The 22,051-nt window shown below is 39.6% G+C and carries 25 protein-coding genes; 16 read left to right on the top strand and 9 right to left on the bottom strand.

All coding sequences use genetic code 11. From position 1 onward, the window contains the following. Positions 1-110: 110 nt before the first annotated feature. The 5 genes from WA256_RS10695 to WA256_RS10675 all read right to left on the bottom strand — a co-directional run bounded on the left by WA256_RS10695 (position 111) and on the right by WA256_RS10675 (position 5,778). On the bottom strand, positions 111-1,835 hold the full coding sequence (locus WA256_RS10695) for a proline--tRNA ligase (protein WP_253108570.1): 1,725 nt from the start codon (positions 1,833-1,835) through the stop codon (positions 111-113). 113 nt (positions 1,836-1,948) lie between these two features. Then, positions 1,949-2,653, bottom strand: coding sequence for a tRNA (N6-threonylcarbamoyladenosine(37)-N6)-methyltransferase TrmO (gene tsaA, locus WA256_RS10690; RefSeq protein ID WP_335991194.1), 705 nt, complete (start codon positions 2,651-2,653; stop codon positions 1,949-1,951). A 98-nt stretch (positions 2,654-2,751) separates the two neighbouring features. Further along, a complete protein-coding gene (locus tag WA256_RS10685; protein ID WP_055198360.1) occupies positions 2,752-3,324 on the bottom strand; it encodes an outer membrane beta-barrel protein in 573 nt (190 codons plus the stop codon). A 239-nt stretch (positions 3,325-3,563) separates the two neighbouring features. Continuing rightward, the gene (locus WA256_RS10680) at positions 3,564-4,028 is read right to left on the bottom strand and encodes an acyl-CoA thioesterase (protein ID WP_054561436.1); all 465 of its coding nucleotides are present in this window, start codon (positions 4,026-4,028) and stop codon (positions 3,564-3,566) included. 103 nt (positions 4,029-4,131) lie between these two features. Next, the gene (locus WA256_RS10675; protein WP_335991190.1) at positions 4,132-5,778 is read right to left on the bottom strand and encodes an electron transfer flavoprotein-ubiquinone oxidoreductase; all 1,647 of its coding nucleotides are present in this window, start codon (positions 5,776-5,778) and stop codon (positions 4,132-4,134) included. 193 nt (positions 5,779-5,971) lie between these two features. On the opposite strand from WA256_RS10675, the gene WA256_RS10670 reads away from it, so the two are divergent. Together WA256_RS10670 and WA256_RS10665 are read left to right on the top strand one after the other, a co-directional pair. Then, the gene (locus WA256_RS10670; protein ID WP_054561438.1) at positions 5,972-6,721 is read left to right on the top strand and encodes an electron transfer flavoprotein subunit beta/FixA family protein; all 750 of its coding nucleotides are present in this window, start codon (positions 5,972-5,974) and stop codon (positions 6,719-6,721) included. Then, complete coding sequence (locus WA256_RS10665) at positions 6,722-7,648, top strand: electron transfer flavoprotein subunit alpha/FixB family protein (protein WP_063527731.1); 927 nt, start codon at positions 6,722-6,724, stop codon at positions 7,646-7,648. It begins immediately after the preceding gene. Positions 7,649-7,713: 65 nt separating this feature from the next. Here the strand turns inward: WA256_RS10665 and WA256_RS10660 are convergent, their stop codons facing one another. Then, complete coding sequence (locus WA256_RS10660; RefSeq protein ID WP_335991185.1) at positions 7,714-8,643, bottom strand: substrate-binding domain-containing protein; 930 nt, start codon at positions 8,641-8,643, stop codon at positions 7,714-7,716. A 153-nt stretch (positions 8,644-8,796) separates the two neighbouring features. Then, the gene (asnS, locus tag WA256_RS10655) at positions 8,797-10,194 is read right to left on the bottom strand and encodes an asparagine--tRNA ligase (protein ID WP_335991183.1); all 1,398 of its coding nucleotides are present in this window, start codon (positions 10,192-10,194) and stop codon (positions 8,797-8,799) included. A gap of 271 nt (positions 10,195-10,465) precedes the next feature. On the opposite strand from asnS, the gene WA256_RS10650 reads away from it, so the two are divergent. After that, the gene (locus WA256_RS10650) at positions 10,466-10,900 is read left to right on the top strand and encodes an ATP-binding protein (RefSeq protein WP_054561441.1); all 435 of its coding nucleotides are present in this window, start codon (positions 10,466-10,468) and stop codon (positions 10,898-10,900) included. Between the two features lie 50 nt (positions 10,901-10,950). On the opposite strand, the gene bioA is transcribed toward WA256_RS10650, so the two are convergent. Beyond that, complete coding sequence (gene bioA, locus WA256_RS10645) at positions 10,951-12,243, bottom strand: adenosylmethionine--8-amino-7-oxononanoate transaminase (RefSeq protein WP_063527893.1); 1,293 nt, start codon at positions 12,241-12,243, stop codon at positions 10,951-10,953. Positions 12,244-12,341: 98 nt separating this feature from the next. Here bioA and bioB point away from each other — a divergent pair, with 98 nt between their 5' ends. From bioB to htpX, 5 genes are all read left to right on the top strand, one after another. Next, a complete protein-coding gene (gene bioB, locus WA256_RS10640; RefSeq protein ID WP_054553903.1) occupies positions 12,342-13,382 on the top strand; it encodes a biotin synthase BioB in 1,041 nt (346 codons plus the stop codon). A gap of 7 nt (positions 13,383-13,389) precedes the next feature. Then, on the top strand, positions 13,390-14,523 hold the full coding sequence (locus WA256_RS10635; RefSeq protein WP_130166358.1) for an aminotransferase class I/II-fold pyridoxal phosphate-dependent enzyme: 1,134 nt from the start codon (positions 13,390-13,392) through the stop codon (positions 14,521-14,523). Further along, positions 14,520-15,317, top strand: coding sequence for a methyltransferase domain-containing protein (locus WA256_RS10630; RefSeq protein ID WP_335991177.1), 798 nt, complete (start codon positions 14,520-14,522; stop codon positions 15,315-15,317). Before WA256_RS10635 ends, WA256_RS10630 begins: the two co-directional genes overlap by 4 nt. Before the next feature lie 7 nt (positions 15,318-15,324). Beyond that, entirely contained in the window at positions 15,325-16,008 is a 684-nt protein-coding gene (gene bioD, locus WA256_RS10625) for a dethiobiotin synthase (RefSeq protein WP_130166356.1), read from the top strand. A gap of 174 nt (positions 16,009-16,182) precedes the next feature. Further along, positions 16,183-17,043: a protease HtpX gene (gene htpX, locus WA256_RS10620; protein ID WP_054561446.1), complete on the top strand. Its 861-nt coding sequence runs from the start codon at positions 16,183-16,185 to the stop codon at positions 17,041-17,043. A 38-nt stretch (positions 17,044-17,081) separates the two neighbouring features. Here the strand turns inward: htpX and WA256_RS10615 are convergent, their stop codons facing one another. Continuing rightward, complete coding sequence (locus tag WA256_RS10615; protein ID WP_054561447.1) at positions 17,082-17,285, bottom strand: hypothetical protein; 204 nt, start codon at positions 17,283-17,285, stop codon at positions 17,082-17,084. A gap of 80 nt (positions 17,286-17,365) precedes the next feature. On the opposite strand from WA256_RS10615, the gene WA256_RS10610 reads away from it, so the two are divergent. From WA256_RS10610 to WA256_RS10575, 8 genes are all read left to right on the top strand, one after another. Next, complete coding sequence (locus WA256_RS10610; protein WP_335991172.1) at positions 17,366-17,845, top strand: GNAT family N-acetyltransferase; 480 nt, start codon at positions 17,366-17,368, stop codon at positions 17,843-17,845. Positions 17,846-17,927: 82 nt separating this feature from the next. Beyond that, positions 17,928-18,359 (top strand): DUF3859 domain-containing protein, encoded by a 432-nt coding sequence (locus WA256_RS10605; RefSeq protein WP_054553896.1) that lies wholly within the window; start codon positions 17,928-17,930, stop codon positions 18,357-18,359. 21 nt (positions 18,360-18,380) lie between these two features. Then, positions 18,381-18,791 (top strand): GFA family protein, encoded by a 411-nt coding sequence (locus WA256_RS10600; protein ID WP_335991169.1) that lies wholly within the window; start codon positions 18,381-18,383, stop codon positions 18,789-18,791. A gap of 5 nt (positions 18,792-18,796) precedes the next feature. Continuing rightward, on the top strand, positions 18,797-19,108 hold the full coding sequence (locus WA256_RS10595; protein WP_335991165.1) for an antibiotic biosynthesis monooxygenase family protein: 312 nt from the start codon (positions 18,797-18,799) through the stop codon (positions 19,106-19,108). Between the two features lie 257 nt (positions 19,109-19,365). After that, complete coding sequence (locus WA256_RS10590) at positions 19,366-19,752, top strand: group I truncated hemoglobin (protein WP_335991162.1); 387 nt, start codon at positions 19,366-19,368, stop codon at positions 19,750-19,752. Beyond that, the gene (locus tag WA256_RS10585) at positions 19,743-20,627 is read left to right on the top strand and encodes a GGDEF domain-containing protein (RefSeq protein ID WP_335991160.1); all 885 of its coding nucleotides are present in this window, start codon (positions 19,743-19,745) and stop codon (positions 20,625-20,627) included. The genes WA256_RS10590 and WA256_RS10585 overlap by 10 nt, the downstream gene beginning before the upstream one ends. Before the next feature lie 501 nt (positions 20,628-21,128). Beyond that, positions 21,129-21,308 carry a hypothetical protein gene (locus WA256_RS10580; RefSeq protein ID WP_335991157.1) on the top strand — a complete coding sequence of 60 codons (180 nt, stop codon included), beginning with the start codon at positions 21,129-21,131 and terminating at the stop codon, positions 21,306-21,308. A 195-nt stretch (positions 21,309-21,503) separates the two neighbouring features. Next, positions 21,504-22,019, top strand: coding sequence for a hypothetical protein (locus tag WA256_RS10575; RefSeq protein ID WP_304637022.1), 516 nt, complete (start codon positions 21,504-21,506; stop codon positions 22,017-22,019). The last annotated feature ends 32 nt before the right edge of the window (positions 22,020-22,051 follow it).

Here is a 22,051-nt window from a genome sequence, read left to right as displayed (position 1 = left end):
CTAGGCAGAATCAATGACAGTTAAAAGACGCTTTAGCGAAACATCTATGACAATTAATAAAACAAAAAAACCGCCGAAGCGGTTTTTTAAATTTTGTAGAGCTGACTTAATTAGCCTTTAACAAGTGCGGCAATTTCGGAAGCGGCACTGTCTAAATCAAGCATTAGCTTTTCACCAGTACGACGGTTTTTAAGCTCCACCTTATTTTCATCAAGGTTACGCTCACCAATAACTAGCGTGAAAGGCACACCTAGTAATTCCATGTCGTTAAACATAACGCCAGGGCGCTCTTTACGGTCATCAAACAACACATCTAAACCTGCATCTTTTAAACCTTTGTAAAGGTTATCTGCAATGTCAGGAATACGATGAGACTTATGCATGTTCATAGGAACAATCGCTAAATCAAAAGGCGCGATAGGTTGCGGCCATTTAATACCGTATTGGTCGTTGTTTTGCTCAATAGCGGCAGCTACGATACGTGATACACCAATGCCGTAACAACCCATTGTCATTACTTGGTTTTTACCTGATTCACTTAATACGCCTGCTTTCATTGCTTCTGAGTACTTAGTGCCAAGTTGGAAAATATGGCCAACTTCAACGCCGCGTTTAATTTGCAGTGAACCTTGGCCACACGGGCTTGGATCGCCTTCCACGATATTACGGATATCAGCCACTTCGTAGTTTTCTACATCGCGATCCCAGTTGATACCGCTGAAATGTTCACCATCTTTATTAGCACCAGCTACAAAATCAGCCATTACGTTAGCTGTGCGGTCAACAATGATTGGCATTGATAGGCCGACTGGGCCTAATGAACCTGGTTTTGCGCCAATAGCAGCAACGATGTCTTCTTCTTTTGCCATTTCAAGCGGTGAGTCTACAAGCGGGTGTTTCTCAGCTTTTAACTCGTTTAGATCATGGTCGCCACGTAATACAAGGGCAACTAAACCACGTTGTTCGTTTTCATCTGGTGCGCCATACACGATTAATGTTTTCACGCCGCGGTGAGGTTTAACACCATAGTGCTCTTTAAGCTCAGCAATTGATTTTGCATCAGGCGTTGGGAATGCTTTTAGTTCTTTGCTTGGAGCTGGGCGCTCTTCAGTCGGTGCCAGTGCTTCTGCTTTTTCGATATTTGCAGCATAATCACTTGCATCACTAAATGCGATTGCATCTTCGCCTGATTCTGCAAGCACATGGAACTCATGTGACACGCTACCACCGATAGAACCGGTATCAGCGATAACAGGGCGGTAATCAAGACCTAGGCGCTCGAAGATGTTGCAGTATGCTTTGTGCATTACTTGGTATGTTTTCTCTAAACACTCATCACTTAAGTGAAAAGAGTAAGCATCTTTCATCGTAAATTCACGAGCACGCATTACACCAAAACGAGGACGAACTTCGTCACGTACTTTTGTTTGTACTTGGTAAAGAGTAAGCGGTAATTGCTTATAAGAGCTCACTTCTTTACGTACAAAATCTGTGATCACTTCTTCGTGTGTAGGGCCAAGTGCAAATGGACGGTTGTGACGGTCATTAATACGTAGTAATTCAGGACCAAACTGCTCCCAACGACCAGACTCTTCCCAAAGATCAGCTGGTTGGATAATAGGCATTAACATTTCGATAGCGCCTGCTTTATCCATTTCTTCACGTACGATGTTTTCTACTTTTTTAAGTACGCGTAGACCAGAGGGCAACCATGTATACAAACCCGACGCAACGCGGCGGATCATGCCTGCTCGTAGCATTAATTGATGAGAAACAATTTCTGCATCAGACGGAGTTTCTTTAAGTGTTGCGAGTATATATTGACTGGTACGCATCTCTATTCCAAGTAGTGTTAAAATTATTATCGTTTACTCAAGACGTTTGAGTAATAACAAGGCGCTAAGTTTACCAGTGGAAGCACTGACACTAAAGCGCTATATGCTAAAAACTAGCATTTTTCAATGCTGGTCACTGTATTATGATTGTCCTGAACATGCCACCTAATATTAAAATCATATAAGGTCATGCCGTAGCTTTGTTCTGAGTCACGTTGCTTTTTATAAGCAGGGCGAGGATCTTGCTTTAATACATTGCTTATAAACGCTTTTAATTCAGGTTGTTCGGTCTGTTTTTCGATAAACGCCAGGGCTTCTTCACTAAAATCAACACTCATATCGGTTTCTGGTCGGGTATCGGCAAAGCCTGCGGTGGCATCGGTCATTGCGTCTGAGTAGGGCAAATAAGGTTTAATATCTAAAATAGGTGTGCCATCGAGTAAATCGATACCTGAAAGCAATAAGCTTAATTGACCATTTTTATATTCAATGCCTTCAAGTTTTACAGCACTCATGCCAATTGCATTTGGGCGAAAGGTTGCACGTGTTGCAAATACACCTTTACGTTCATTACCGCCTAGGCGAGGGGGTCTCACCATTGCTGAATAGCCTTTATCTGCGGTTTCATGAAATCTGAATAGTAACCAAATATGGCTAAATTCATCGAGGCCGCGTACAAACTCTTCACGATTAAAATCGCTGCTGAATACCAGCTTTGCTTTAGCTTCAGGAACCAAACGAGGTTGGCGAGGTATGGCAAACTTTTGTTTATAAGGAGATTGAATATGGCCGACGGCAGTTAATTGATATTCGCTCATTGTGCATTGTCGTTAAGAAAATCTGCCGACATTTTACATGCAAACACAAAAAAAGGCAGTCGAGACTGCCTTTTAATATTTAGACTACGCAGTCTAAATTAAAACATGTATTGGAATGATACAGACGCTACATCCATATCTGGGTCAATATCATCTTCTAATTTATAGCGCTCATACTCTAAACGTACTTGCATGTTTGTTGTGAAGGCATATTCTACACCTGCACCATAAAATACATCACCACCGTCTGAGTCAGCACTGATGCTGCCAAGCTCGCCTAGGTCTTGCTCAATTTCAGCATCCCACTCTAGCCAACCACCTTTGGCATAAACAGAAAAGCTATCTGTAATTGGGGCTGCTAAGCGTGCTGCTAATGAAACACCGTCAATTTCAGCTTTAGAATCGATATCGCTTACTTCATCAAAATTTTGATAAGCAAGTTCAAGGCTTAAGTACTTGTTAAACTGAGTTCCAATATAACCTTTCAGCATTTGTGAATCGTCATCAAAGTCAGTGTCATTTTCACTGTCTTCAAACTCAAAAGAATATTGGCCGTAGCCGATACCGGTATAAATACGCGGAGAATCCATTTCGGTAATATCTGCATGTGCAGCATTATTAAAACCTAGTAGTGCTAAAGAAAGTGCAGAAAGTGAAATTGCTTTAATCATTTAATAGCTCCTTTATAAAATAAATAAACGAATGTTTCGCGTCATTCACAAGGAGTATTGCAACGGCAATGCCAAGCTGAAAACAAAGCCTAAAGTATTGTTTTTAGGCTTTATAAAGTGGTTTTTTGTTCAGTTTGTTGAAACTGTAATCAGGCATTCAGTTTGGCAGTCGTAACAATTTCAGGGTGCTCTGTAGAAGTTACTAGGTACAGTTTATAATTTTTTGTTGCTTTAAATTTTTAGGCTTTTTGTAAAAGGGTTTCTGTTTCTATCGCGATCTCTTTCATTTTTATCGCATAGTTTTCGATTTTCTTTTCTTCGTCTGTCACTGCAGTATATGAAGGGACTTCGATTGGATAGCCTGCTTCATCCATAGCAATAAAACTAATAACACAATGATTGGTTTCAACTAGGTTTTGGGTTTTAGGGTCGCCGCAGCGTACTTGAATGAAGATTTGCATGCTTGTTTTACCTGTGTGGGCAATACTGGCTTTAACTTCGACTATTTGGCCAACCAAAATAGGGCGCTGAAACTTTACACCCGCAACAGAAACAGTTACGCAGTAATGACCGCTCCAACCTGCAGCACAGGCGTAACCAGCTTGGTCAATCCACTTCATTACCACACCACCATGAACTTTACCGCCAAAATTGACATCGGTAGGTTCAGCTAAAAAACGAAAGGTTACACTTGAAGACGGCATACTTTACTCACTTTTATAAAACACGACATTTTCAGCATAGCCTAAAAAAGGGGCCGAAGCCCCTGCAATTTAGGATAAATTTTAATTAAATGAGTAACGTGCGTTACATATTAGGGTAGTTTGGCCCGCCAGCTCCCTCAGGTGTTACCCAAGTAATGTTTTGACTGGGGTCTTTTATGTCGCAGGTTTTACAGTGCACACAGTTTTGTGAGTTGATCACAAACTCTTTTTCACCTTCAACTTCTTGTACTTCGTAAACTCCCGCAGGACAGTAGCGTTGTGCTGGCTCATCAAATTGCGGTAAATTCACTTTAATTGGAATCGAGTTATCTTTTAGCTTTAAATGGCATGGCTGTGATTCTTCATGATTGGTATTTGATAAAAACACCGATGAAAGTTTATCAAAGCTAAGTTTGCCGTCTGCTTTCGGGTAGTCGATTTTTTCGGCCTGATCAGCTGCAACTAATGTGGCATGATCTGGCATGTTGTCTTCAAAATTAAACGGTAAGCTGCCACTAAATAGGTTTTGATCTAGGGTGTTATAAGCACCACCTAAGAACTTACCCAGTTTGTGCATAACAGGGCCAAAGTTACGTGATTGATAAAGCTCTTTGTACGCCCAGCTTTGTTCAAAAGCTGATTTATATTCAGCTAAATCGGCATTTTCTTTACCGTCGCTAAGAGCTGCTACTATCACATCAGCAGCAACCATTCCTGATTTCATGGCTGTATGATTACCTTTGATCTTAGCAAAGTTTAATGTGCCGGCATCACAACCCACAAGTAAACCACCCGGGAAGTGCATTTTCGGTAACGAACGTAGGCCACCTTTAGCAATGGCTCTTGCGCCATAGGCTATACGTTCACCGCCTTCTAAAACATCTTTAAAGACAGGGTGATGTTTCATGCGTTGGAATTCATCAAACGGGCTTAAATGTGGATTTGAATAGTTAAGGTCAACAATTAAGCCCACCACAACTTGGTTGTTATCGCTGTGATACATAAACGCACCACCACTGGTATCACCGGTTAACGGCCAGCCTGTGCCATGTACGACTGTGCCTTCTTTGTGTTTACTCGGGTCTATTTGCCAAATTTCTTTGAATCCCAAACCGTAATGCTGTGGTGATGCATCTTTATCAAGGGCAAAGTGTTTGATTAGCTCTTTACCTAAATGACCGCGACAGCCCTCAGCAAATACTGTGTATTTAGCTCTAAGCTCCATACCCGGCATGTAACCATCTTTTTCGTTGCCGTCTTTATCAAGGCCCATATCGCCAGTGATAATGCCTTTCACTGTTTCGTCTTCAATAATCAAAGAGTGAGCACTAAAACCAGGGAATATTTCTACCCCTAAGTTTTCCGCTTGCTCTGCTAAAAAGCGACATACATTACCCATAGAGACAATATAATTGCCTTCGTTGTGGAATGTTTTAGGGCTAGCAAAGTGGGGGATTCTGGTGGCTTTTTCACTGTTATTGAACCAGTAAATATCATCTTGCGTTACTTTAGTGGTAACTGGTGCGCCTAATGACTGCCAATCAGCTAATAACTCATCTAGTGCTTTGGTTTCAAAAACCGCACCCGATAAAATGTGTGCGCCCACCTCAGAGCCTTTTTCTACCACACAGATCATTAATTCTTGTTGTTTTTCTTGTGCTTGTTGAGCCAATCTAATCGCAGTTGATAAACCTGCTGGGCCTGCGCCTACGATGACTACATCAAATTCCATGGTTTCGCGTTCGACCATATAAACCTCTTCTCGGTGACGGACCTGCTGTAAAGAACCTTATTTCATACTTGCAAATGAAACGTTACAGGCTGTGAATACTTTAAGGTTATTTTAGGTTGACGTTTACGTCAACAGGAAGTAGTCTGAATTCATAAAATAAATAAGTTGACGTTTAGGTCAACTTTGAGAACACACAATTGATGGAGTCACGATGAAAGTCCTCGTTCCAATTAAAAGAGTAATTGACTACAACGTCAAAGCACGCGTTAAAGCCGATAAAACGGATGTTGATCTAGCTAATGTAAAAATGGCGATGAACCCGTTTTGTGAAATTGCAATTGAAGAAGCTATTCGTTTAAAAGAAGCAGGGACGGCCACTGAGGTTGTTGCTGTGACTATTGGTAATAAATCATCTCAAGAGCAATTACGCACGGCTTTAGCACTCGGTGCCGATAAAGCCATTCATATTGAAACAGAAGAAAAGCTTGAATCTTTACATGTTGCTAAATTACTGAGCAAGATTGTAGAGCAAGAATCACCTGAGCTGGTTATTTTAGGTAAGCAATCGATTGACTCTGACAACAATCAAACTGGTCAAATGCTTGCTGCTTTAACGGGTCGTGGCCAAGGTACCTTTGCATCTAAAGTCGATGTTCAAGCTGGTACGGTTAATGTAACGCGTGAAGTAGACGGTGGCTTACAAACAGTTGCTCTTAAACTACCTGCTATCGTAACCACAGACTTACGTTTAAATGAACCGCGCTATGCTTCATTACCAAACATTATGAAGGCAAAGCGTAAACCTCTTGATGTAATTGCTGCTGATAGCCTAGGTGTAGACCTTGCGCCTCGCGTACAGTTGGTAGAAGTAAACGAGCCAGAAAAACGCAGTGGCGGCATTGTCGTTGAAGATGTTGCGACATTAGTAGAAAAGTTAAAAACAGAAGCGAAGGTGATCTAAATGAAAACATTAGTGATAGCCGAACACGATAAAGGTGTTCTAAAGCCTGAAACCAATAAAACGATTACTGCTGCTGTTAAACTAGGCTTTGATGTAGATTTACTACTTGCAGGCGAAAACTTATCAGCAATGAGCGAGCAAGCAGCGTCAATTGCAGGTGTTAGTAACGTACTTATTGCTGATGATGCAGCTTATGCAAATCAACTTGCAGAAAACCTAGCTGATTTGGTTTTATCTTTAGCTGATAACTATTCACACATTGTCGCAAGTGCAACAACAACGGGTAAAAACTTTATGCCACGTGTTGCAGCACTTCTAGATGTTGCGCAAATCTCTGAAATCATCGACGTTATTGATGCAGATACCTTTAAGCGTCCTATTTATGCAGGTAATGCAATTGCGACAGTTAAATCATTAGATAGCAAAAAGGTTATTACTGTTCGTGCAAGTAGCTTTGATATTGCACAAGAGCAAGCGCCAGTAGCTGTAACTAGTGTTGCTGGTAAAGGTTCTGTTGGTCTGAGTGAGTTTGTATCAGAAGAACAAACTGAGTCTGAGCGTCCAGAGCTTACTGCAGCACCTGTGGTTATTTCAGGTGGTCGTGGTATGCAAAATGGTGAAAACTTTGCGTTATTAAATGGTATTGCTGACAAATTAGGCGCAGCCATTGGTGCTTCACGTGCTGCTGTTGATGCGGGCTTTGTACCAAACGATATGCAAGTAGGTCAAACCGGTAAAATTGTTGCCCCAGATTTATATATTGCTGTGGGTATTAGTGGTGCGATTCAACACTTAGCGGGTATGAAAGACTCTAAAGTAATTGTTGCTATCAATAAAGATCCTGATGCGCCAATTTTCCAAGTTGCTGACTATGGTTTAGTTGCTGATTTATTTGATGTGTTACCAGAGCTAGAAAGCGCTCTGTAATTCATAACGATTCTGGTTGTTAAAAGCTGTTCACCTTTTTAGGTGCGCAGCTTTTTTTCGTTTAACTATTTTACCGGAAGGTAACCAAACTCAAGCATTTTCTGTTGTATCTTGTTTGATTTAACAATCACAGCGAGCTTGTCGCCAATCTTTTTTGAGCGGGGTGATTGTGTGTTTACTATTAGCACCAGCGGCCTTACAAAGGCATAGTCGCCACTTTGAATTGATTCAACAGAAGGGCTTACACCGTCGATCTCAAGTAACGTTACTCGATTAATACGTCTGTCATTTTCTAATTTACTAATAGCGCCATATGAATCATAGGCAATGGCATTTGGAATACGCTGGACTATACCCAGCGCTTGATTGAACTGATCATAAAGCTCTACTTTTTGTTTAGAAAATAAACCTCTATTACCCGCCATTTTTAGGCGTATGTAATTACTGCCTGGCTCTTGTATATAATCTAAGTTTAAATATTCCAAAAACACATCAAAACTACCATGACTAGTGCCTTTACTAAAAAGCAGGATCTCATCATTTTTTGCGCTTAGCTCGGGAGTATAAGGAGAAACCTCAGACCACGCCTTTAGTTTTCCTTGGTAGATATCGCTCAGCTCTTTAGTGGTAAGTTCAGTGATGTTTAAGTTTTTATTTACAAAAAATGCGATTGCATCTTGGGCTATGATTATTTGCCGCAAAAAGGGCCAGCGTTGTTGCTCTTCTTTTGTTAAATATCGAGAGCTGGTGCCAATATCAATTACATTATCGGCAATGGCTTTAATCCCTTTGTCACTGCCCATTGGCCTAATTTGTATACTATTTCCAAATTCTTGGCTTAAGTCGTCTTTTATATCGACTAATAATTCTGTCACTGTGGTTGAGCCAGCAATAAAAATAGGCTTCGAATAAATATTTTCTTCAATTGCATACGCACTATGTGCAGAAATAAGAGTTGTAGATAGCAAAAGGGCTTTCATCGAGCGAAATAGCATATAGACACAAACTCCTTAATAGTTAGCTTCCTATCAATATAGGCAATGTGTCTGGCTTTGCTAATTCTTTAGGCTGTAAACTTTAAAATATTTAATGATTTACACACAAAAAAGCCGCTCGAAAGCGGCTTTTAAATTATGTGGCGTTACTTATTAGTAAGTCGCGCTGCCTTTTGTACGAGGGAAGGCGATAACGTCACGTACGTTACCCATACCTGTTACATATGCAACTAAACGCTCAAAACCTAGACCAAAACCTGAGTGCGGTACAGTACCGTATTTACGTAGGTCGCGGTACCAGCTGTAATCTTCTTTGTTTAAGCCCATTTCTTTTAGACGCTTATCTAATACATCTAGACGCTCTTCACGTTGAGAACCACCGATGATTTCACCAATACCTGGTGCAACTACGTCCATCGCTGCCACTGTTTTGCCGTCTTCGTTTTGACGCATGTAGAAGGCTTTAATATCACGCGGGTAGTTTTTAATAACTACTGGCGCATTAAAGTGCTCTTCAGCAAGGTAACGTTCGTGCTCAGACTGTAAATCTACACCCCATTCAACAGGGTATTCGAACTTCTTACCACACTCTTTTAAGATTTCGATAGCATCTGTGTAATCAACTTGTGCGAAATCTTTAGTTACGAACTCTTCTAAACGAGAGATAGCTGTTTTCTCAACACGTTGTGCAAAGAATTCCATATCATCACGACGCTCAGTTAATACTGCATTGAAAACATATTTCAGCATGTCTTCAGCAAGTTTTGCGATATCTTCTAAATCTGCGAATGCAACTTCAGGTTCAACCATCCAAAACTCTGCTAAGTGACGAGATGTGTTTGAGTTCTCAGCACGAAAAGTTGGGCCAAAGGTATAGATTTTTGACATTGCTGAGGCATATGTCTCACCATTTAATTGACCAGATACTGTTAAGAATGCTTCTTTACCGAAGAAATCTTCACTGTAATCGATATCGCCTTTATCTGTGCGTGGTAAGTTTTGCATATCTAAAGTAGATACACGGAACATTTCACCGGCACCTTCACAGTCACTTGCAGTGATGATCGGTGTGCTGATCCAGTAGTAACCTTGCTCATGATAAAAACGGTGAATCGCTTGTGCTAAACAGTTACGTACACGGGTTACCGCGCCAATGATGTTAGTACGAGGGCGAAGGTGTGCGTGCTCACGTAAATATTCAATGCTGTGACGTTTCGCAGACATAGGGTAGGTGTCTGGGTTCTCAACCCAACCTAATACTTCTACAGAGTTAGCTTGAATTTCGAAAGACTGACCTTGACCTGCAGAAGGCACAAGAACACCTGTTACAGATACAGAACAACCCGCAGTTAAACGTGTTACTTCATCATAATTATTGAGTGAATTAGGTACTACCGCTTGAATAGGATCAAAACACGAACCGTCATGAACGGCTAAAAATGAAATTCCTGCTTTTGAATCGCGGCGTGTACGGATCCAGCCTTTTACTGTTACTTGGCTGTCTACCGCAACCTTGCCTTTTAATAGCTCTGAAATCGCTAAATGGCTCATCTTCACTCCAATGATATAAGTTGCCTAATATAATAATGCTGTGCATTGCACTTGAATCGACTATCTTACCCTCGTAAATCAAATAAAAAAACTATTGAGGCGTACTCTTTAGTAGTTTTTCTTCAATTGAGTAAAATAGCAGCAATATTTTGCGTAAAATTTGCGTTTATTTAAATTCTCGCTGCGCTAATTGGTTATTTTGTGGCATTATTAACAATTCTCAACAGGATAACTGTCCTTTAGTCTTTAATTAAATTGTATAACAGGTGCTATGAAACAAGTTTTTATTCTTCGCGGCTTACCAGGCTCAGGTAAATCATATTACGCACAAAGCCTTGCTGATGAGTTGGTAGCTGGTAATGAAAGTGATTATGTCGTGTGCGCAACAGATGATTATTTTTACAATAGCGAAGGTGTGTATCAATTTGATAAGTACAAGTTATCTGAGTATCACAATCTAAACCTTGCACGCTTTATTAATGCCTTAGCAGAAGAAATTCCGTTAGTAATTGTTGATAACACTAATATTAAAAAGTGGGAATTTATCGCCTATGCACAAGCGGCTACCGCACTGGGTTATCAAGTAAAAGAAGTGATCGTTGGTGAAATTAAAGATAAATCATTGCAGCATCTTTACGCCAAGCGCTGTGAACATAAAGTACCGCTTCGAATGATCAGTAAAATGGCTTATATGTTTGAATGGTAAAGTTTAAAGGAAAAGGAAGCATTAGCTTCCTTTTTTAATTGCCTGGTTTTTCAATACGCCTGTTGTTCAATGGCTGCATAAATAGCATTGCATAACTTAGTTAAGCTTTGTTCGTCGCTTATGTAAGGCGGCATCAAATAAATTAACTTGCCAAACGGGCGTATCCACACACCTTGCTCTATAAAAAAGCGTTGAATTTTTGCTACATCAACAGCTTGATTAAGCTCAACAACTCCAATTGCCCCCAATGTTCGCACATCAACGACTGCATCAAGTTGCTTACACTTTGCAAGCTGGGTTGTTAGTACATCATTTATATGTTCAATTTGTTCTTGCCACGGTTGCTCTAATAGTAAATCAATACTCGCGCAGGCTGTGGCACAGGCAAGTGGGTTACCCATAAATGTTGGGCCATGCATTAATACGCCGGCTTCACCTTCACTAATGCCAATAGCGACTTTGCTGGTGGTTAATGTCGCTGAGAGCGTCATCATGCCGCCCGTTAATGCTTTGCCAATACATAAAATATCAGGCTCAATGTTGGCGTGCTCAACAGCAAACAAGGTGCCGGTGCGACCAAAGCCTGTAGCGATTTCATCACAAATAAGTAAAACATCATACTTATCACACAGAATGCGTAAGTGTTTTAAGTAATCAGGGTGGTAAAAATTCATGCCCCCAGCATTTTGCACTATGGGTTCAATGATAAATGCCGCAACATCTTGGTGGTGAGCTGCAAAGTAGCTTTCAAGCGTATCAGCTTCTGCAGGGCTAAACTCGCCATTAAATTTAGCACTCGGCGCAGGTACAAAAACATGCTCAGGTAAAAAACCAGAGTACATACTGTGCATTGAATTTACAGGGTCGCAGACACTCATGGCAGCAAAGGTGTCACCATGATAGCCCTTAAGTGGCGTCATTAGTTTTTGTTTACCAGTATGTCCTTTACTCAGCCAGTATTGAAGAGCCATTTTTATTGCTACTTCAACACTCACAGAGCCACTGTCGGCTAAGAACACCTTATCGAGTGACTCAGGTGTGATACTGACTAGCTTTTTACTCAGTTCAACAGCAGGCTCATGAGTTAAACCACCAAACATGACATGGCTCATTTTGCTAACTTGTGCTGTTATTGCTTCATTTAAAACAGGGTGGCAGTAACCATGAATCGCACTCCACCAAGAGGCCATACCATCTATTAGGCTTTCGCCTGTTTCTAAGAAAATACGATTTGCATTGGCATGACTGACTGGGTAAACGGGAAGGGGCTGAGTCATAGAAGTATAAGGGTGCCAAATATGCTCACGATCAAAATCTAAATCTATTGGTTGTTTATTAATCATATGTAAACTTTATATCGCTTCAGTTCGTTGACAATGTTACGACAAGTCGTAGACTAAGCCAATCAAACCGTCCCAATAATTTAAAAAAAGAGACTATTATGGAGCACGCAGTTGTCCGTCACGATTGGACTCACCAAGAAGTAAAAGCATTATTCGAAATGCCGTTCAATGATTTGTTATTTAAAGCGGCCAGTGTGCATCGTGAAAACTTCAATCCAAATGAAGTACAAATTTCTACTTTGTTATCGATTAAAACCGGTGCTTGCCCAGAAGATTGCAAATATTGTCCTCAGTCAGGTCATTATAAAACAGACTTAGACCGTGAACGCCTTATGGAAGTAGAAAAAGTGGTTGAGCAAGCGCGTGTTGCTAAAGAAAAAGGCGCAACCCGTTTTTGTATGGGTGCTGCGTGGTCTGATCCGAAAGAACGTGACATGCCATATATTTCAAAAATGGTAAAAGAGGTTAAAGAGCTAGGCCTTGAAACCTGTATGACGCTTGGCATGCTGGATAACGAAAAAGCCCATGCATTAAAAGACGCGGGCCTTGATTATTACAACCATAACTTAGATACATCACCTGAGTATTACCAGCAGATCATTACAACACGTACTTACCAAGACCGTTTAAACACCATCGATAACGTGCGCGATGCCGGCATGAAAGTGTGCTCTGGTGGTATTGTTGGTATGGGCGAGCAGGCTGCTGACCGTTTTGGTTTATTAATGCAATTAGCTAATTTGCCGCAGCAGCCAGAGAGTGTGCCAATTAATATGTTGGTTAAGGTTAAAGGCACGCCACTTGAAGATGTCGAAGACTTAGACCACTTTGAGTTTATTCGTACCATTGCTGTTGCACGTATAATGATGCCGAAAAGCTATGTTCGTTTATCTGCTGGCCGTACGGCGATGAATGAACAAATGCAATCTATGTGTTTCTTTGCTGGTGCTAATTCAATTTTCTACGGTGATAAACTACTGACTACAGAAAACCCTGAAGCAGACGCTGACATGATGCTGATTAAAAAATTAGGCATGAACCCAGAAACCCGTGAAGATTATTCTGATGAAGCGGTTGCAGCATCACTTTCATCAAAAGTTGCTGATAAAGCAACATCAGAACTATTTTACGAAGCGTAATATTTAAATGGCTTTTGATTTTATTGCCGAGCATCTTGTTGAGCGACAAGCAGATGCATTACTGAGAAAGCGCCAACTTGTTGAGCAATCAACCGGGCGCTTTATTCAGGTTGCAGGTAAACAGTATTTAAATTTTGCCAGTAATGACTACCTTGGCTTTGCTGATGATTTTATTGAAATACAAGCGCAGCATCTAGGTAGCCACAGTTCAGCATTAGTGAATGGTTATAATAAACCACAACAACAGCTTGAACAGCGTTTATGTGAGTTATTAGGTTATGAAAGCGCCATGTTATTTAACAGCGGGTTTAGTGCCAATAGCAGCGTATTAAAAGCGTTGTTTCAAGATAAAAGCGTGGCGCAATCATCGGCAATTTTTCAAGATAAGCTTAATCATGCCAGCCTAATCGATGGTGGCCTTCATTCTGCCGCTGCCATGGTGCGGTTTAATCATAACGACCTTAGGCACTTAGAATCTCGGTTACAAAAGTCAAAAGCAAAGCATAAGCTCATAGTGAGCGAAGGGGTGTTTTCGATGGATGGCGATCAAGCCCCCATTGAAGCGCTCTGTAAACTTGCTAAACAATACAATGCGTGGTTGATGATTGACGACGCCCATGGCTTTGGCGTATTAGGCGAGCAAGGCTTAGGGAGTTGTGAGGTAATCAAGCCTGATTTACTGATCATCACCTTTGGCAAGGCACTAGCAAGTAGTGGTGCTTGCCTGCTTGCATCAAAGAAAATGATTGATTACATGCTGCAGTTTAATCGTGAATACATTTATTCAACGGCAATGTCACCACTGATGGCAAGTTGTACTCTTGAACGACTCGAAAAGTTACTAAAAGCAGATAAGAGACGCTCTCAGCTTTCAGAGAATATTGCCTACTTTAGAGCGCTTGCCAAAGAGCATAACTTAGCATTAATGGAATCAACAACGGCTATTCAGCCTTTGGTATTGGGCGATGCAGAACACACGCTTGCCGTTGCTAATAAGCTTAAAGAGAAAGGCGTGTGGTTAACCGCTATTAGACCGCCAACGGTGCCTTTTAATACGGCACGACTTAGAGTCACCATAAGTAGCGCACATCAAGCTGACGATATAAAACAGCTTGTTGATTCGCTAGTGGAGTGTTTATGAGTGTTCAACTGCAAGCGCCTTTAAGCTTTCAACACAGTAATAAGCTAACAACACAAACTAAGTTCTCTAAAGCGGCTGCAAATTACGCGAGCCATGCTAATGTTCAAAAACAAGCGGCTGCGCACTTATTCAAAATGATGGCCAGTAAACATCAGCAGGGTACTTGCCTTGATTTAGGTGCTGGGCCTTTAGTTAACACGGCAATGCTTAAAACACACTTTGATACTGTATTAGCAATGGATTTAAGTCATTCCATGCTCAGCACAGAACAAAACCCGCATTGTTTAAAAGTGTGTGCTGATATGGATAACCTACCATTACAGCAAAATTCGCTAGATTGTGTGTTTAGTAATTTTGCAATGCAATGGTCTGCTGATTTAAAAGGGCTACTTAAAAGTCTTTTTTACTCCCTAAAAGCAGGCGGCAAGGTTTATTTAAGCTGTGTGGTAGATGGATCCCTTACAGAAATCAAACAGGCTTTTGCTTGTTTAGACGAGCAAAACCATATTAATCAGTTTCATTGTGCTAGTCATATTATTGAGTATGCAAAATTGGCGGGGTTTAAACTCAATTTTGCAGCTGATAGATGTTATGTAGATGCCTATAACTCTCCATTAGAAGCACTGCGTTCAATAAAAGCAATTGGTGCTACATCATTGCAAACTAAGCAAAAACGTCAAGGGTTATTAACAAGGCAGGCACTTAATAGTGTTTGTAAGGCTTACCCTCTGGTTGATGGGCATGCTAGAGTGAGCTATCAAGTTGTCCTTTTAGAACTAGAAAAAAAGAATTAACTCAAAAATGAAAGAATTTTTTATCACGGGTACAGACACCGATGCCGGAAAAACCCATGTCACCAGTTTATTATTAAACTTACTAGCTCAACATAAACAACGTGCGGTGGGTTTTAAACCCATTGCAGCAGGTGCAGAAGAAGCATTTGGGCAGCTAGTCAATGATGATGCATTAACCTTAATGGAAAGCTCATCAATTGGGGTTAAATATAACATAGTTAACCCCTTTACCTATGAGCCACCCATTGCACCGCATATTGCAGCTGCCCAAGTAGGTGACAGACTGACATTTGATAAGCTCGATACTGCTTATGCAAATGTAAAAGCACTCAATACCGATTATATTCTTACAGAAGGTGCAGGAGGTTGGTGTTTACCTATCAACGAAACCGATTTACTCTGCGATTGGGTTAAATCACAAAACCTTGATGTTGTGCTAGTAGTAGGCATGAAGCTTGGTTGCCTTAATCACGCACTATTGACAGCTGCTCACTTTAAAGCGCTCGGTGTAAATTGTGTGGGTTGGATAGCAAATCATGTAGACCCAAACATGCGTGAACAAGAGGCCAATTTAGAAACACTAAAATCAGCATTACCTTTCCCGCTTTTAGCGATTAGTCCGTATACAGACGGCACCCCTAAATTAAAAATTTACAAAACCTTACTTGAAATTTTATCTATCAACCCATAATAATTGAGTTGTTACTTTTGACATACTCTGTCACAATTGGTTGCAATTAGTTCCTTGCAACCAATTGCATAAGCCCTAAACTGAGTTGGTAGAACACCCAGATAATTTTATTAACTAACGATTTTTAACCATGTCGTTAGTTAATACAATTGGTATGTTTATTCTGAGGTTTTTATGAAGCGTGTATTTTTGTTTCTACTTACAAACTTAGCGGTAATGCTAGTGTTAGGTATTGTGTTGTCTATTGTGATGAGCGTACTGGGTATTAGCCATCGCAGTTTAGGCGGCATTTTAGTTATCTCAACTGTATTTGGTTTTGGTGGCTCGTTTATTTCGTTATTTATGTCGAAATGGATGGCAAAAAAATCAACCGGTGCACATGTTATTGAACAGCCTCGTTCTGAAACAGAACAATGGTTAGTTTCGACGGTAGCTGCGCAAGCGAAAAAAGCAGGTATCGCAATGCCAGAAGTGGCTATTTACGATAGCCCTGAAATGAACGCATTTGCGACTGGTCCAAGTAAGAACAACTCGCTGGTGGCTGTGAGCACAGGTTTATTACACAACATGAATCAAGATCAAGCTGAGGCGGTATTGGCTCATGAGGTATCCCACATTGCAAATGGTGACATGGTAACGCTTACTCTTATTCAAGGTGTAGTGAATACCTTTGTTATCTTTATGGCGAAAGTATTGGCAGGTATTGTTGATAACTTCCTTAATAGTGATGAAGAAGAGGGCGGTAGTAGCTGGACTTACTTCTTGTTCGATATGATTTTCCAAATGTTATTTGGTGTTCTAGCAAGTGTGATTGTTGCTTACTATAGCCGTAAACGCGAATTCTCTGCGGATGCCGGTGCAGCTAAACTAGTAGGTGCAGACAAAATGCGTAGCGCCCTTGAGCGTTTAAAACAAAACCACCCATCACAACTAGAAGGTTCAATGATGGCGTTTGGTATTGCAAGCGGTAAAGGTGTTGCCGAGTTATTCTCATCACACCCACCACTTGATGAGCGTATTAACGCATTACGTTAATTTTAAACACGAAAAAGCCAGCTTAATGCTGGCTTTTTTTATTGTTGGTTTTTCTCTCGCTCGAGTTGTTGTGGCAATAATACCTCAACAATTTCACGGGCCGGTAAGGTATACCTTACACCATCGAACATTACAGATGTGTGTTCATCAATACTGGTGATCCCTGTTAAGGTCCAGCCTTCACCGCGCTCTTTACAGTAAACTGTAGTGGTAGGTTGAATTACTTTAAATTCTTCACTCATCGAACTTAATCTAATTGCTTGAAATTGCGTTTATAGTAAGACAATAATGCCAGCTCATAAAGCAAAAAGAAGAAATTAACGTGTCTTGCCACGATGACTTAGCCTTTGACTTACGCCCAATTCGTCATAGAGATTGCCAAGCGATATGGGATATTTTAAAAGATCCCCAAGTGCAAACATTTAACGATTACGATGCTGATATAACGAAAGGTGACGTGTATGACTTTATTCAAGGCGACATAGAACGTTTTTATAATCAACAAGGCATTCGTTTAGTTATTGTTTTACGAAGTAGTGGGCAGGTTATTGGCAGCGTAGGCATATTTAACATAATTGACGGGCAGGGCATGTTGGGGTTTGAGTTATCGTCACAATACTTTGGCAAAGGAATAATGCAAAAGGTACTAGATATGCTATTTGAAAAACTCACGACCTTTGTACCTGCTCCGCTAAACAGTGTGTTAGCTTTAGTTAACCAAAATAACAGCGCCAGTATTAAACTTTTAACTAAATGTGGTTTTCAAGAACATGACGCACATTGGGTAAAATACATTAGTTAATTACTATAATAGTACAATCTTGTTCTGCTAGGGTTGCTACTATAAAATAGCGCCTCATTTTTAAAAAGGAGCGCTTGCAGCTATGGCAAAAGCCAAACCAATTACCAGTATTGAAAGTTACGGCATTTACAGTCATTGGGATGCAAAAGAAAAAGACCTGCCTCAAATCACCGAGTTTACAACAGACGTTCCTGCACAGTTAGATATTGAATTTGGCTTTATAGTTAACATTAAAAAGGCCAAAGGACAAAAAATTAAATTTTGCGTTTACCACCCAGATATCCCCGATGAAGATGGCGAGATCATGCCACCTTTCGAGGGCGAACAGTACGTTAAAACAAACGATTGGCAGTTTTATTTAGGTGATACGATATGGGCACCTGTTGATAATAAAGTAGGTATTTGGCGCATGACTATTGAGTTAAATGGCCATATAATTGCTGATAAATCCTTTAACTTATTAAAGGAAGCCGAAGGCACTGCCACTGAATTTTGGAAGCATCGCGGTTATTAATCTTTAAACCTGAGAGGGACTATGTATCAAGGAAGTTGTTTGTGCAGCAAAGTAAAAGTAACTATTGCTGGTGGCATAGACTCAATTATTCATTGTCATTGCTCCTTATGTCGTAAAAACTCAGGCACAGCCTACGCAACCAATGGCTTTATTCAACGAGATGGTTTTAACCTCACAGAAGGCAAGCAGCATTTAAGTGCGTTTGAATTTAAACCCGGCAGAATTCGCTATTTTTGTAGCTGTTGTGGCTCGCCTATTTATAGCGAAAATAAAGATGACCCAAGCCGCTTACGTATTCGCTTAGGTTTATTAGATAGCGATATAAACGAGCGTCCGATTAGCCATAACTTTGTAAGCTCTAAAGCAAATTGGGATACATTTGACGCAGAAATACCATGTTATGATGGTTTTGAACCAAGTAGAGGGAAGTAACAGCTATGATAGCGAATACACCAAAACCGCCATATTACGCCGTGATTTTTACGAATACCTTATCAGATGATACCGTCGGTTATGAAGAAGTGGCTAATAGAATGGTTGAGCTTGCAGAGCAACAACCTGGGTATTTAGGTATGGAGTCTGTTCGTGATGGTTTGGGTATTACGGTGTCGTATTGGCAAAGCTTAGATGCAATAAAAGCCTGGAAACAAAACGTTGAGCACTTAAACGCCCAGCAGCTCGGCAGAGACAAATGGTACAGTGCGTTTACAACGCGTATTGCTAAAGTAGAACGTGATTATTCGTTGTGATAGTCATTAATGATAAAAAGAACACATCATACTATATTGGGGTGAATTTCAATCTCAGCTTATCTTTAGATTTAAGATTTTTAATCAACAGATATGGTGTGTAAGAGGGGGGAAATAATATACACGTGCAAAAAATGAGAATAATCGCATTATTGCTTATTCAAAAAATGCAAAATCTCTTTTCCTTTCTATAATTTAAATATCAATAGCTTGCAGACTTTCTTGTCATCTTTTGCGGTGCCTTATTAGCTAGTTAAATGTTTATCGATAATACAGGACTCGGTGTGGAATCTTCTTTGTTCATCAAGTACGGTGGTTTTTCTAGAATTTATAATGTCATAGAAAAGTTTTATGACAATATTTTGAAGTCAGAAACCCTTAATTCACATTTTAAAAATACCAATATGGAAAGGCTGATTCATCATCAAACAAGTTTTATCTCATCTTTAATGGGTGGACCTGATTACATCAGTGATGAACAGCTAGCACAAGCCCATAAAAATTTAGGTATTAATCTTAAAGATTGGCAAGAAATGATAAATATCTTGTCGCTTACATTTTCTGAACAAGGAATATCAGAAGACGACGCGAAGCAAGTCATAGCTAAGCTTGAAACAAAACGAGACTTTATCGTATGTCATTAGAACAAAACAACGCGGATTATTCTGTTTTAAATTATTTGCAGTTACCTGTCGTTGTTTTTTCGGCTAATGAACACAAGGAAGTATTTCAAAACAACTCATTTCAACTTGTTGCACAGCATTATCTAAATGCATCGAACAATCCAACTAACAGAGGCTTAGTACAATTAATTATTTCAAAATTATTAGAAAATGATACAGATAAGCTTGAAGTAGAAATTAATGATGCTTCATATCGTCATATATTTAGGTTTACTGCCAATGTAGTCGGTGAGAACGTCATTGTTGAAGGTGAGGATATAACCGAACTTAAGAGAAATCAGTTTTTGTTTAACAGGACAAACTCATTGTTAGAAGACTACTGTAAGCAAATGTTTGAACTTGCTCATACTGACCAATTAACAAATGTGCCAAATAGGCGAGCCTTGTTTGCAAAATTCAGTCAATTACAATCAAATCATAAAGAGTTTAGTTGTACTGTTTCTCTGATCGATCTTGATCACTTTAAGCGTTTTAATGATTCATTTGGCCATGATTTTGGCGACCAAGTATTAGTCACATTTGCGAAGCATGTAAAAGATAGCATTGATGATACGTGTTATTTTGCAAGACTTGGCGGTGAAGAGTTTTGCCTTATTCAAATAAACAATAAAGACACGTTTTGTTTTGCCAATACAGAAAAACTACTTCAAACAACTAAGACCATAAAGCTAATGACACCTGATAATTCAAATATAGGCATGTCGTTTAGCGCTGGTGTTGCTGTGTATGGTAATGACGGCATTTCACTTGATGAGCTTTTGAATAATGCCGATAAAGCACTTTATATTGCCAAAGAGAATGGCCGTTCGCGTGTAGTAAAGTTTGAAGGTGCTTAAAGCGCTAAATTGATTACTGTTACTTAATACATTTTAGATTCGCTTAAAGATTAACATCTAACTTTGCAGCTCTCCTATCTATCTCTATATACCTAACACGTAAAGGTTATGTTCAAAAGTTAAGTATTAACCATCACTCGGTTTATCTGAAATTAGTGCCTTCTATTGTAAAGCTTTCTTTTGCCTAGCAATTAGTTAATTAGTCTGGTAGAAAGTAATAATAAAAAAGCGAATTTTCATGTTTAAATAAACACGCTACTAGTTAGCTATAAGCATATTTTTGGGCTTGGGATTATGTGTATCAACCTAGATTCATTTGAAGTTTTTAATCTTGTGTTGGGGAGCTGTTCAAGTTTACCTGATGGATATCATGAAAAAGGGAGTGTTAGTTATCATATTCAAGGTTCAATTATCAAATGTATATCTGTACGTTTAAGTGAATTTTACTCTAGAGGTGAAATTTATACTGGCGATTTGTTAGTTAATGAAGAAGTTGTTGCTATGAACCCACAATTTCAACCTGAAACTATTACGCATAAGTTCTCTAACCAAACTGACTATCGGGACGATGGGGTTGAAGTGAATTATCAATTTAAAGTTGAAAAGGTTAATATTGAATTTAGCTGGCATTGGCTTGCTGATAAATTAGCGCCAAACTATATCTGTATTGAAATTGATTAGTGTAAAATATGCTAACAAGCTAATTAATGAAGACAAATATTGGTTATCAGCTTTTATTTACTATGTATCCTTTGCAAGAAACTAGAAATATATTTGATAATTAAATGCTGTTGAAAAGTAGCTAAAGTAGATGTCACTTAGGCTGTTACATGCCTTAGAATAGATTTTCGCTTCTTAAGCTTTACAGGACTGACTATGAGTCTGGAAAAAGGAATCCATATTAGAGAACTTCATAATTTTTTTAATCATATCTTCGAATATGATGTTTCAGTTTATGAAGCGTATTCAGATTTTGATAGTGACCTGAAACATTTTTCCTCTTTAAATGAAATAAAAGATTACGTTACTTATAGACTTCAGAAAACTGAAGACCATCACAAAGATATAAATTTATCATTACATTATAGAGATTCTTGCGGCCAAGTATTTATTGAAAAGCACGACCTCAACGCAGATAAGTGTAATGGTGCCAAATACCGATATACCAGCGATGGGTGGGGCATTATTAACTTTAACGTATTAATTGAAGGCGACTATTTTTGTTTGTTTTGCTTACACTGTCGTTGTGAAAAAGAGGCGAAGGACTGGGAAGATACATTTCCTGAATTTGGTAATCCTAGTTCTTGGGATTGGAAAAAAGTAAATTATCATATTAATAGACTTACCAAGTCTTATAAAAATATTCATAAAAAGCTAGCAGTAAAACTCTAAATAGACCGTGCTCTAGGGCTATTTTAGTATGC

Origin of the sequence: Pseudoalteromonas sp. CH_XMU1449-3 (genome assembly GCF_037027245.1) — a bacterium.
GTDB classification, from domain to species: domain Bacteria; phylum Pseudomonadota; class Gammaproteobacteria; order Enterobacterales; family Alteromonadaceae; genus Pseudoalteromonas; species Pseudoalteromonas shioyasakiensis.
The sequence above is the reverse complement of the archived record's forward strand: the minus strand, read 5'-3'. Positions and strand labels throughout refer to the sequence as shown.